8 protein-coding genes are annotated in these 12,171 nt (G+C 78.0%); 4 read left to right on the top strand and 4 right to left on the bottom strand.

The genetic code is table 11. The features are described from left to right. Positions 1 to 56 precede the first annotated feature (56 nt). Positions 57 to 824, top strand: a complete 768-nt coding sequence (locus ACI79O_RS21275) for an SDR family oxidoreductase (RefSeq protein ID WP_456915139.1) — start codon at positions 57 to 59, stop codon at positions 822 to 824. Positions 825 to 828: 4 nt separating this feature from the next. Here the strand turns inward: ACI79O_RS21275 and ACI79O_RS21270 are convergent, their stop codons facing one another. Then, positions 829 to 4,266, bottom strand: a complete 3,438-nt coding sequence (locus ACI79O_RS21270; RefSeq protein WP_456915138.1) for a BTAD domain-containing putative transcriptional regulator — start codon at positions 4,264 to 4,266, stop codon at positions 829 to 831. A gap of 174 nt (positions 4,267 to 4,440) precedes the next feature. On the opposite strand from ACI79O_RS21270, the gene ACI79O_RS21265 reads away from it, so the two are divergent. After that, positions 4,441 to 5,835: an FAD-binding oxidoreductase gene (locus tag ACI79O_RS21265; RefSeq protein WP_456892650.1), complete on the top strand. Its 1,395-nt coding sequence runs from the start codon at positions 4,441 to 4,443 to the stop codon at positions 5,833 to 5,835. On the opposite strand, the gene ACI79O_RS21260 is transcribed toward ACI79O_RS21265, so the two are convergent. The 3 genes from ACI79O_RS21260 to ACI79O_RS21250 are packed head-to-tail and all read right to left on the bottom strand — an operon-like array spanning position 5,808 to position 9,569. Further along, on the bottom strand, positions 5,808 to 6,173 hold the full coding sequence (locus ACI79O_RS21260; protein WP_456915137.1) for an FAD-linked oxidase C-terminal domain-containing protein: 366 nt from the start codon (positions 6,171 to 6,173) through the stop codon (positions 5,808 to 5,810). The genes ACI79O_RS21265 and ACI79O_RS21260 overlap by 28 nt on opposite strands. Further along, positions 6,121 to 7,893, bottom strand: a complete 1,773-nt coding sequence (locus tag ACI79O_RS21255) for a CocE/NonD family hydrolase (protein WP_456915136.1) — start codon at positions 7,891 to 7,893, stop codon at positions 6,121 to 6,123. The genes ACI79O_RS21260 and ACI79O_RS21255 overlap by 53 nt, the downstream gene beginning before the upstream one ends. Then, the gene (locus ACI79O_RS21250) at positions 7,890 to 9,569 is read right to left on the bottom strand and encodes an FAD-binding oxidoreductase (protein WP_456915135.1); all 1,680 of its coding nucleotides are present in this window, start codon (positions 9,567 to 9,569) and stop codon (positions 7,890 to 7,892) included. The genes ACI79O_RS21255 and ACI79O_RS21250 overlap by 4 nt, the downstream gene beginning before the upstream one ends. Before the next feature lie 38 nt (positions 9,570 to 9,607). Between ACI79O_RS21250 and ACI79O_RS21245 the strand changes: the two genes are divergently transcribed. Further along, entirely contained in the window at positions 9,608 to 11,131 is a 1,524-nt protein-coding gene (locus ACI79O_RS21245) for a glycerol-3-phosphate dehydrogenase/oxidase (RefSeq protein WP_456915134.1), read from the top strand. A 113-nt stretch (positions 11,132 to 11,244) separates the two neighbouring features. Then, positions 11,245 to 12,039, top strand: coding sequence for a methyltransferase domain-containing protein (locus ACI79O_RS21240; protein ID WP_456915133.1), 795 nt, complete (start codon positions 11,245 to 11,247; stop codon positions 12,037 to 12,039). Positions 12,040 to 12,171: the final 132 nt, after the last annotated feature.

Genomic DNA, 12,171 nt, shown 5'->3' with positions numbered 1-12,171 from the left:
GGCCGACGGTCCGGGTCGCCCGGGTCACTCGGTCGATCGACCCCAGGAGGAACCGCGTGGACCTGTTCGACCTCACCGGGAAGGTCGCCGTCGTCACCGGCGGCACCCGCGGCATCGGCCTGATGATGGCGCGCGGGCTGCTGCAGGCCGGCGCCTCGGTCTACGTCAGCTCCCGCAAGCCCGAGGCCGGGGAGCAGGCGGTGGCCGAGCTGTCGGCGTTCGGCCGGGTGGAGTCGATCCCCGCCGACGTCAGCACCGAGGCCGAGTGCGTGCGCCTGGCGGAGGAGGTCGGCCACCGCGAGGAGCGGGTGCACGTGCTGGTCAACAACGCCGGCGCCACCTGGGGCGAGCCGTTCGAGACCTACCCCGCCGCGGCGTGGGACAAGGTGCTCGACCTCAACGTCAAGGCGCCGTTCTTCCTCACCCGCGCGATGGTCCCGCTGCTGGAGGCCGCCGCCACCGACGACGACCCGGCCCGCGTGGTCAACGTCGGCAGCATCGACGGACTGCAGGTGCCGGTGCTGCCCACCTTCGCGTACTCGTCGAGCAAGGCCGCGGTGCACCAGCTCACCCGCCACCTCGCCAAGGAGCTCGGGCCGCGCCGGATCACCGTCAACGCCGTCGCCCCGGGGCCGTTCGAGTCGAAGATGATGGCCGCCACCCTCGCCGCGCGCGGCGCCGAGATCGCCGCCAGCTCGCCGCTGGGCCGCATCGGCCGTCCCGACGACATGGCCGGCGTCGTCGTCTACCTGTCCAGCCGGGCCGGCGCGTACGTCACCGGCGCCGTCATCCCCGTCGACGGCGGCCGCGCCACGACCAGGTGACCCGCTAGGCGGGACGCTCCTGCACCGGCGGCTCGACGGCGGGCCGGCGGGACGGCGCGGACCGGCGGCGCCGGGGCGGGCGGTGCGCCTCCTCGGCCGGCACCCGGGCCAGGTGCGACTCGGCCAGCGCCACCTGGTGCGGCGAGCCCACCCGGCGGCCCTGCTCGCGGGCGCCGGTCCACCAGTCGCGGGCGGCCACGGTGTCGCCGGTGGCCTCGGCGATCCGGCCGAGCAGCTCGTCGTAGGCGCCCAGGCTGAACGCCGGCGTCCCGAGGACCGCCTGGCGGCCGCGGAAGGGCAGCAGCGCGACGGTGGCCATGGTGACCTCGGGCTCGTCGCCGAGGTGCAGCGCGGTCTCGGCCTGCAGCAGCACCGCGACGTCGCTGGCCCAGTCGCGGATCTGGGTGCGGCCCCACCGCGCGCGCAGCCGGCGGGCCTCGGCCAGGTCGCCGGACTCCGCGGCGGCCAGCACCGCCATGAGCTGCAACAGCGGGTTGCCCTCGTCGCCGGTCTCGACGAGCAGGTCGATCGCCTCCGGCAGCCGGCCGTCGCCGCGGCGCAGCGCGAACTGGTGCGCGGCGTAGGCGTGCCGGGAGTGCGGCGTCACCTTCCGGTACAGCTCGTGCGCCTCCGTGGTCAGCTCCTCGGCGCGGGCGGCGTCGCCGGCCAGCCAGGCCGCGCCGGCCTGCTGCCACAGCACGTGCGGGCGCACCTCGGGCCCCGAGAGGGAGAACGCCAGCCGCCGCCCGGCCTCCAGGTCGGCCTCGAAGCCGGCCCGGTCGGTGAGGTGCAGCCGGATCGCGGCCCGGTGCAGCCGGGCGTAGAACTCGGTGCGCCGCGGCAGCCCGCGCCCGGCGAGCGCCAGCGCCTCGTCGGTGGCCGCCAGCCGCAGCTCCGCCGCCCCCGGGCGCCCCCACACCGCCAGCGAGTAGTTGTTGAGCACCCGGCCCAGCAGCTCGGGGTCGCCGACGCCGCGCGCCAGGGCCACCGCCCGTTCGGCGTACCGCACCCCGCGCTGCAGGTCCTCGCTGAAGGCCAGCTCCACGCCGAGGGTGCCCAGCAGCCGCGCGGTCAGCCGGTCGCGCTCGGCATCGGTCGCCTCGGGCGCGATCTCGTCGCCGTGCTCGAGCAGGTCCTCCAGCAGCGCGACCATCTCGGTGTCGACGACGCCGTGCGGCCGCCAGTTCCACAGGGTCACCGAGCCCCAGACGGCGGCCGACTCGAGCATGCAGCGCCGGTCGCCGAGCTCGCGGGCCAGCGCGAGGGCCTCGCCGACCACCTCGTGCGCCTCGGTGCGCTGCCCGCTGCGCAGCAGGTCGTTGCCCAGCGCGGTGAGCAGGTCGTGCCGGGTCCGGGTGGCGCCGGGCGCGGCCGGGTCGAGCAGCCGCAGCGCCCGCCGGGTGTGCAGCGCCGCCTCGCCGTCGGCCAGCCGGGCGCGGGCCACCTCCGCCGCCGCGGTCGACCACCGCAGCCCGGGGTCGGGACCGGCCACCGGCGCGGCCTCGACGAAGTGGTGGGCCAGCCGCTCGACCAGCGCGTCGTCGGCCCGGCCGCCGGTCACCCGCTGCTCCAGCGCCGCGCCCAGCCGCGCGTGCAGCTGCGCTCGGCGCAGCGCCGGCAGGTCGTCGGCGAGCACCTCCTGCACGAGGGCGTGGGTGAACCGCCAGCTCCACGGCGCCGACCCCTCGCCGACCAGCCCGGCGGCCGTGGCGGCGTCCAGGGCGGCGAGCGCGGCCTCGGCCTCCTCCCCGGCGGCCCGCAACAGGTCGAGGGTCACCTCGCGCCCCGCGACGGCGGCCAGCTCCAGCACCGGGCGGGCACCGGCGGGCAGCCGGGCCAGCCGGGTGCGCAGCACCTCGCCCACCGACGGCGGGACCGGCACCCGGTCCAGGCGCAGGTCGCGGGCGCCGCGCATCCAGCGGGTGAGCTCCACGACGAAGAACGGGTTGCCCGCGGTGCGGTCGTGCACCGTGGCGGCCAGGCCGGGGTCGCCGGCCCGCCCGAGCTGGCTGGCCAGCAGCGACCCGACGTCGTCGGCGGTCAGGCCGTCGAGGGTGATCGTGACCGCCGCCGGCTCGCGGGCCAGCCGGGCCAGGCAGTCGGCGACCGCCTCGGGGAGGTCCTCCCCGACGCTGCGCACCGTGACCACGACCAGCAGCGGCACCCGGGGGAGGTGGCGGGCGAGCAGACCGAGCAGCTGCACCGAGGTCTCGTCGGCGCCCTGCAGGTCGTCGAGGACGACGAGCACCGGGCGGGCCCCCGCGGCGGTGACCAGGCGGTGCCGCACGTCCTGGAACAGCCGGAAGCGCGCGGCGTCGGCGTCGGTCCCGCCGTCGTCGGCGACCGGGGCCGGCGGTTCCTGGCCTAGCTGCTCGAACACCTGCGTCCACGGCCACAGCGCCGGGGCGCCGGCGTCGTCGGCGCAGCGGCTCTCCGCCACCGCCCAGCCGGCGTCGCGGCTCATGGCGGCGACCGCCTCGGCGAGCCGGGTCTTGCCGATGCCGGCCTCGCCGGCGAGCACGACGACGGACGGTCGCCCGGCCGCGGCCCGCTCGGCGACCGTCCGCAGCCGGGCCAGCTCGTCGCGGCGGCCGACCAGCGACTCGTCGGCCGGGGCGACCAGCGGGGCCGGCTGCGGCGGGGGCGGCGGGACGACCGACAGCGCGGGGCGCGGCGCGCGGCGGGCCAGCGCGGGGTCCTGGCGGAGGACCCGGCGCTCGAGCTCGCGCAGCTCCGGGCCGGGGTCGATGCCCAGCTCCTCGCGCAGCAGCTCGGTGCAGCGGCGCAGCGCGTCCAGGGCGTCGGCCTGCCGGTCGGCGGAGTAGAGCGCGGTCACCAGCCGGGCCCACAGCCGCTCGCGCAGCGGGTGCTCCTCGACCAGGCGCTGCAGGTCGGTGACCGCGGCGTCGGCCCGGCCGGTGGCCAGCAGTGCGTCGCACCGGCGCTCGCGGGCGCGGACGTGCAGCTCGGTCAGCCGGTGCCGGTCGGCCGCGCCCGGGCCGTCGCCGAGCTCGGGCAGCGGCTCGCCGCGCCACAGCTCCAGCGCGCGGTCGAGGACGGCGACCGCGGCGGCCGGGTCGGTGTCGGCGGCGCGGTCGCCCTCCTCGACCAGCCGGGCGAACCGCAGGCTGTCGAGGTCGTCGGCGTCGACGGCGATCCGGTAGCCCGGCGCCCGGGTGAGCAGCACCGTCGCCGGCTCGCGCGGGCCGCGCTCGGGCTCGAGCACGCGCCGCAGGTGGGAGACGTAGGCCTGCAGGGTGCCGGTGACGGTGGGCGGCGGCTCGTCGCCCCACAGCGTCTCGACGATGCGGTCGACGGCGACCACCCGCCCGGCCTCGGCGAGCAGGAGGGCCAGCAGGGCGCGCGGCTTGGCGCCGCCGACGTCGACCGGCCGGCCATCGGAGCCCGTGACCTCGAGGGGCCCGAGGACGCGGTACCGCACGAGGCCGGATCCTCCCAGGTCCGGGGCCGGATGGGGAGGGGTTTCCGCACGGCGCGGCCCGGGCGGCCGCGGATGCGAGACGTGCAAGTCCTCTCCAAGTGACCGCCAAGGCCGCGTCGCCAGGGTCTGCGCCGTCAACCGATGCCCGACCGACCCTGCCCGAGGTGGCCCTCCATGACCCTGACCGTCCCCTCCACCCTCGACGTCGACGACCTCCGCCTGGAGGTCCGCGGACCGGTGCTCGCCGCCGGCGACGACGGCCTGGCCGCCGAGGTCGCCACCTGGAACACCGCGGTCACCCACACGCCCGCGCTCGCGGTCGGGGCGGTCTGCGCGGCCGACGTCGTCGCCGCGGTCCGGTTCGCCACCGCCCACGGCCTGCCGGTCGCCGTCCAGGCCACCGGCCACGGGCCGGTGCGCAACGCCGACGGCGCGGTGCTGGTCACCACCTCCCGGATGCAGGGCGTGCGGATCGACCCGGTGCAGCGCACCGCCCGCGTCGAGGCCGGCGTGAAGTGGGCGACGGTGCTCGCCGCCGCCGCCGAGCACGGGCTGGTCGGGCTGTGCGGCTCGTCGTCCGACGTCGGCGTGGTCGGCTACACCCTCGGCGGCGGCCTCGGCCCGCTCGGCCGCCGGTTCGGCTTCGCCGCCGACTCGGTGACCGCCGTCGAGATGGTCACCGCCGACGGCGAGCTGCGCACCGTCACCGCCGAGTCCGACCCCGAGCTGTTCTGGGCCGTCCGCGGCGGCAAGGGCAGCCTCGGCGTGGTCACCGCCCTGGAGTTCCGGCTGTACGCCGTGCCCGCGCTCGTGGGCGGCGGCTTCTTCTTCGCCGGGCGCGACGCCGCCGCGGTGCTGCACGCCTACCGCACGTGGGCGCCGACCCTGCCGGAGGAGGCCGGCTCGTCGGTCGCCGTCCTGCGCATGCCGCCCCTGGAGGAGCTGCCCCCGCCGCTGCGCGGGCAGACCGTGGTGCACCTGCGCTTCCTGTACGCCGGCGACGACCCGGAGGCCGCCGCGGCGCTCGTCGCGCCGATGCAGGCCGCCGGCGAGGTGCTCCTCGGCGGGGTCGGGCCGCTGCCGCCCACCGCGCTCGACGCGGTGCACATGGACCCGACCGAGCCCATGCCCGCCTGGGAGAAGGGCGCGCTGCTCGCCGACCTGACCGAGGAGACCGTCGACGCGCTGCTCGCCGCCGCCGGGCCGGAGGTGCACGTGCCGCTGGTCATGGTGGAGGTCCGCCAGCTCGGCGGTGCCCTGGGCCGGCCGGCGCCCGTCCCGAACGCGGTCACCGGGCGGCACGCCGCCTGGTCGGTGTTCGTGGTCGCGCCGATGGTGCCCGAGCTGGCCGGGGTCGTGCCGCACGTGGGCCGGGGCGTGCTGGCCGCGCTGGCGCCGTGGACCGCGACCGGCGCGCTGGTCAACTTCCTCGGCGACGTCGAGGGGCCCGGCGAGGTGCTGGCCGCGTGGGACGAGCAGGACGGCGAGCGGCTGCTGGCCGTCAAGCGCTCGGTCGACCCCGGCGACGTCTTCTCCGGCGGTCACGCGCTGCGGGTCTCCGGTGCCTGAGTCCCCGCGGTTGCCCCGCTCCCTGCGACGGCGGTCGGGGACGCCACCGGCCGTGCCCCCGCCGGGCTGGGCCCCGTCCGCGGACCGGCCGCTCTCCGCGTGCCCCGACCCGGCCGAGGACTCCGCCGAGGAGTCGGCTGGTCGGGGAGCAGAACCCCCGGACTGCAGGTACCACGGGGGTCGAGTCGCTGCTTGACCGACCGCAGCACCTCGACGCCGAGCGGCCCGTCTCGCTGCGGGCCGAACGAGCCGGCCGTCCGCCCGGGACCGTGGCGAGCGGGGTGCTCAGGTCCGCTGAGGGGTGGGGACCACGGTGACCTCCAGCCAGCTGTTGCCACCGAAGTGCACGCTGTTGCGCGACAGGTACGGCGGCACGGGCAGGTCGAACTGCGCGTACCCGTGGCCGACGCTCTCCCGCAGCAGGTCCGTGCGGCTGCCCAGCTCCAGCCGGAGCGTCTCCCCGGCCCGCAGCAGCACCGGAGCCGGCGTGAGGCTGAAGCGCAGCGCGACGGGCGTACCCGGGGTCAGCGGTTGGCGCCGGTCGGCGTCGATGGCGATCTCCACGGCCGAGCCGCGGGTGGGGTCAGCGGTGCGGGTGACCGGCCGCAGACCACCCAGGGACAGCAGGTGCGAGCGGCCCTCGGCGTCGACGCGGCTGAGGCGCGCCAGGACGTAGGAGTCGATCTCGGTGCAGCTGAAGGACAGCTGGGCGGTCACCGCGCCGGCCAGGAGGAGGTCCTCGTCGACGGGGAGCTCGAAGGCCAGGGTCTGCGGCGCGAGGTCGTCCAGCCCGGGCAGCACCGGCACCCCGTAGGGCACCGCCGCCCACGAGTTGGATCCGGCACCGGCAGGCTCGGTGCCCAGCCGGTGGGTCGCGGAGTCCGCGCCCGCCGACCCGAGGTAGAGCCGCCGGATCCCACCGGCCGGAGGTGGGAAGGCGGTGTCGGTGGCGAAGGCCCTGGCGCCGTCGACCCAGTAGCGCACGTGGGGCTGCTCCGCGTAGCCGTTCTCGACGCCGCGGAGCACGTGGTCGAAGAAGGCGAGTGCCTCGCCCTGCCAGGCGTAGACCGGCAGGTCGTACGTCGGCGGCCCGATGACCAGCCACGTGTCCTCGGCGGGGGTGCCGGCGTGCTCGACGAGGTCGTAGGCGCCGAACTGGTGCAGGTTGAAGTAGCCGGTGTTCTGCACCACGACGAAGGGCACGTCGATCGCGGCCAGCTCGGTGCGGGTGACCTCGCGGGCGGTACTACCGGTGCGGGTCTTCTCGTCGAACACCCACCGCGCGTAGATCTCCCCGTAGTCGCGGGCGGGGGTGTGGGCGAGGAAGGACGCGAACAGGCGCTCCACGTGGGCGTGGACCGCCCTCTCCAGCAGCGGGTGCACCGCCCCGTTGGTCAGGCGGCTGAGCAGCGCCCGCCGCTCCGGTGCCAGCCGCAGCTCCTCCTGGCCCCTCGTGAAGTTCGCGCCCATCCACAGTCCGAGGAAGAAGCTGGCGGGGACGCCGCCGAACTGCACCACGTGGCGGAACAGGTCGGTCGACAGTTCGTTGGCGAAGAACGCTCTCAGCGCCGGCGGCCGGCGGGCGGCGACGACCGGCTGGGTCAGCGCGTAGTACGAGGTGCCGAACAGCACCACCTCGCCGTTGCACCACGGCTGCTCCGCGGCCCAGGCGATGACGGCCTCGTGGTCGTCGACGTCCCGCGGGTCGAGGAAGGGCAGCGGGTGCCCGCCCGACCGGCCCATGCCCCGGCGCTCGACGACGACCGGGCAGTAGCCGCGGTCGGTGAACACCGGCGGCGACCCGACCTCGTTGGACCCGGTCGGCACGCCGGCGGTGTGCAGCTCGGTGCTGTACGGCCCGAAGGACACCACCGCCGGGTACCGGCCGGCGACCGCAGGGGTGTAGACGTCGGCGTTCAGCTCGACGCCGCCGGCCACGGGGACGCGCTGACCGGGCAGCACCCGGTTGCCCAGCCCGTCCATCGCGACCGCACGCGGCTGCCATCCCGCGTACTGCATCCCGCTGGTCGAGCCCTCCAGGGGAACGTGCGGCGTCACCTCACGAGGATCCCCTCCTGGTCGGGTAGCAGGACCCCGGGGTTGCAGACGCCCCGCGGGTCCAGCCGCTGCTTGACCGCCCGCAGCACCTCGATGCCGAGCGGGCCGACCTCGCGCTCCAGCCAGGGGCGGTGGTCGGCCCCGACGGCGTGGTGGTGGGTCAGCGTGCCACCGGCGGCCAGCAGCGCGTCGGTGGCCGCCCGCTTGGCCGCCAGCCACTGCTGCAGCGGCAGGCCGTCGTCGCGGTCGGCCAGCACGGTGACGTAGAGCGAGGCGCCGGTGGCGTAGCCGTGGGAGACGTGGCTCATCACCAGCGGCTGCCGCTCGCCGCGGCCGAGCGAGGCGCGCAGCGCCGCGCGGACGGCGTCGTACACCGCCGGCAGCGCGGTCCAGGTGGCGGCCGTCTCCAGCGTCTCCACCAGCAGCCCGGCGTCCATCAGCCGGTCGCGCAGGTAGGGCGCGGCGTAGCGGTGCCGCCGCCACGACTCACCGACCCGCCGGCCGATCCGCGCCGCGCCGTGCTCGCGCAGCACCGGCACCGCTGCGCGCCGGCGGGCGCGGACCAGCGGCGGGAGCCCCTCCCAGCCGACGACGAGCAGGCAGCCCTCGCCGCGCCCCCGTGCCCGGAGCGACCCGCGCAGCAGCCGCGCCCCGGCGCCGTCGGCGTTGAGCAGGGTGGCGCGGGTCTCGTCGGGGTCGGAGAGCCGGACGACGTCGGGCAGCAGGTCGTGCCGCGCCAGCCGCTGCAGGCCTGCCAGCCCGTCGGCCCAGGTGCGGAACGACCAGCCCTCGTAGACGGCGGCCCGCGGCGCCGGCCGCACCCGCAGCCGCAGCTCGGTGACGACGCCGAGGGTCCCCTCCGAGCCCAGCGCCAGGCCCAGCAGGTCCGGTCCCGCGGCCGACGCCGGCGGGTGCCCGAGCTCGAGCACGCCCGACGGCGTGGCCAGCGTCAGCCCGGCCACCAGGTCGGCGAAGCGGCCCACGCCGGTGGAGGCCTGCCCGGCGGAGCGGGTGGCCGCGTAGCCGCCGAGGGTGGCGAACTCCCAGCTCTGTGGCAGGTGACCGAGGGTCAGGCCGTGCCCGGCCAGCGCCGCCTCCAGCGCCGGACCGCGCATGCCTGCGCCCGCGGTGACCAGCGAGGACGCGACGTCGAGGTCGGTCAGCGACGCCATGCGCGCGAGGTCCAGGGACAGCGAGGGCCGGTCGTCGGGGTCGACGCCGGCCAGCCCGCCGACGACGCTGGTCCCGCCGCCGAACGGGACCACCACGACGTCGCGCTCGCTGCACAGCGCCAGGAGGGCCGCGGTCTGCTCGGTGCTGCCGGGCAGGACGACGGCGTCGGGGGCGCCCGCGGCGTCGCCCGCGCGCCGGCGCAGCAGGTCCAGGTAGCTCTTGCCGCCGGCCCGGCGCAGCCGCGAGTCGCGGTCGGTGCGCACGTGCTCCTCGCCGAGCAGGTCCACCAGGGCCGCGCGGACGTCGTCCGGCAGGCGGGAGGGCGCGAGCCGGATCTCGTCGACGGGGACCGGTGGCGTGGGGCGGGGGGTCCAGCCCAGCTCCCTGGCCAGGTGACGGCGGGCGGCCCGGGGGAGCGCGGCGGCGGGGTCGGGCTCGGTCCCGCCCTCGGATGAGCTGCCGGGTCCCCACCCCTGGACGGTCAGTTCCGGCTGCTCGGACACGGCTACAGTCTGCCGGTGCCCCGGCCGGGACCCGTTCCGTGACCCGCTCGCCGGCACGTGGTCCCGACCTCACCGTGGCCCGCCGCGCGGCCGACCTCGAGGCGCTGGCCGGCGGGGACGTCGACGTCGTGGTCGTCGGCGGCGGCGTGACCGGCGCGGGCGTCGCGCTCGACGCCGCCGTCCGGGGCCTGTCGGTGGTGCTGCTCGAGCGGGCCGACCTCGCCGCGGGGACCAGCCGCTGGTCGAGCAAGCTCATGCACGGCGGGCTGCGCTACCTCGCGCACGGCGAGCTCGGGCTGGCGCGGGAGAGCGCCCGCGAGCGCGCCGTCCTCGCGCGGACCACCGCGCCGCACCTGGTGCGGCCGCTGCCCTTCCTGGTGCCCGACGCCGCCGGGCGGGACGTGAGCGCGGTCGGGGCGCTGGGCGGGCGGCTCGGCGACGCGGTGCGCGTCTCGGTGCGCGGCGGCCGCGGCTCGCTGCCCGGCACGCGGCGGGTCGGCGCGGCCGAGGCCGCCCGGCTGGTGCCGGCGCTGCGCCCGGGCCGCGGCGGCGCGGTGTTCTGGGACGGGCAGCTCGCCGACGACGCCCGGCTGGTCGTGGCGCTGGCCCGCACCGCGGCCGCGCACGGCACCCGGGTGCTGACCGGCGCCCGGGTGGTCGCCGTCGACGGGCGCGACGTGCACGCCGTCGTCGACGGGGAGCCGGTGACGGTGCGGGCGGGCGCCGTCGTCAACGCCACCGGCGTGTGGGCGCAGGCCCTGGCACCCGGGATCCGGCTGGCGCCCTCCCGCGGCTCGCACCTGGTCGTGCGGGCCGGCCGGCTCGGGGACCCGGCCGCCGCGCTCACCGTGCCGCTGCCCGGCTCGCGGTCGCGGTACGTGTTCGCGCTGCCCCAGCCGGGCGGGCTGGTGTACCTCGGCCTGACCGACGAGCCGGTGCCCGGCCCGGTCCCCGACGACGACCCGCTGCCCAGCGACGCCGAGGTGGCGCAGCTGCTCGGGGCGGTGAACCGGGTGCTGGCGGTGCCGCTCACCCGCGACGACGTCGTCGGCTCCTTCGCCGGCCTGCGGCCGCTGGTGCTGCCGGAGTCGGCGGGGCGGGGACCCGGCGACGCCACCGCGGACCTCTCCCGCCGGCACCTGCTGCGGTGGGACGGACCGGTCCTGTCCGTCGTCGGCGGCAAGCTCACCACCTACCGGGCGATGGCCGAGCAGGCGGTGGACGACGTCGTCGCCCGCCTCGGCCGGGGCGCCCGCCGCTCGCGAACCGCCGCGCTGCCGCTGGTCGGCGCGGCACCGCCGGCCGAACTCGCCCGGGTGCGGGCGTCGGCGCGGCTGGTCGCCCGCTACGGCACCGAGGCGCCCCGGGTGGCCGCGCTGGGCGCCGACCCGGTGGTCGCGGGCCGCCCGGAGACGGTGGGGGAGCTGCGCTTCGGGGTGCGGGCCGAGGGGGCTCGCACGGTCGCCGACCTGCTCGACCGGCGGGTGCGGCTGGGCCTGGTGCCGGCCGACCGCGAGCCCGCCGTGGCCGTCGCCGAGGCGGTCCTGGCCGACGAGGCATAGGAAGCGATCCGCACGTTCCCGGCGTCGAGACGTGCGGATCGCTTCCGATGCCTGCCGCCTCAGGATGTGGGAAGCCAGTTCCGGCACATGGGACGGCGGGCCAGGATGCGGGGGTGGACACCTACACCCACGGGCACGCCGAGCCGGTCCTGCAGTCGCACCGGTGGCGGACCGCGGAGAACTCCGCCGGCTACCTGCTGCCGCACCTGCGCCCGGGACTGGACCTGATCGACGTCGGCTGCGGCCCCGGCACGATCACCGTCGACCTGGCCCGCCGGGTGGCGCCGGGCCGGGTGACCGGGGTCGACGTCGCGGCGGACCCGCTCGGCGAGGCCCGGGACCTCGCCGAGCGGGCGGGCGTCGCGGTGACCTTCGCCGTCGGCGACGTCTACGCCCTCGACCTGCCCGACGACGCCGTCGACGTCGTCCACGCCCACCAGGTGCTGCAGCACCTCACCGACCCGGTGGCAGCGCTGCGCGAGATGGCCCGGGTCTGCCGGCCCGGCGGGCTGCTCGCCGTGCGGGACGTCGACTACGCGACCGTCGTCTGGCACCCGGCCGACGCCGGGCTGGACCGCTGGCTGGAGCTCTACTCCGCCGTCGCGCGGGCCAACGACGCCGAGCCCGACGCCGGTCGGCGCCTGGTGGCCTGGGCGCACGCGGCCGGCCTGCGCGACCTCACCGCCACCGCGTCGGCCTGGTGCTACGCGTCCCCGGCCGAGCGGGAGTGGTGGGGCCGCTCCTGGGCCGGCCGGGCGACGGCGTCGGCGTTCACCGAGCAGGCCCGGGCCTACGGCCTGGCCACGCGGGACGAGCTCGGCGAGCTCGCCGCCGCGTGGCTGCGCTGGGCCGCGGCGGACGACGGATGGCTCGCCATGCTGCACGGCGAGCTGCTCGTCCGCGTCTGACCCCGCCCGGGGGGGGGGGGGGGGGGGGGGGGGGGGGGGGGGGGGGGGGGGGGGGGGGGGGGGGGGGGGGGGGGGGGGGGGGGGGGGGGGGGGGGGGGGGGGGGGGGGGGGGGGGGGGGGGGGGGGGGGGGG

The sequence above is a fragment of the Geodermatophilus sp. SYSU D00696 genome, from assembly GCF_054050235.1.
This window is presented reverse-complemented; position numbering and strand designations above follow the sequence as displayed.

What these genes read in the sequence shown, in the direction of transcription:
- ACI79O_RS21265 (WP_456892650.1), top strand. Translation starts at nt 4,441, where the DNA reads ATGACCCTGACCGTCCCCTCCACCCTCGACGTCGACGACCTCCGCCTG.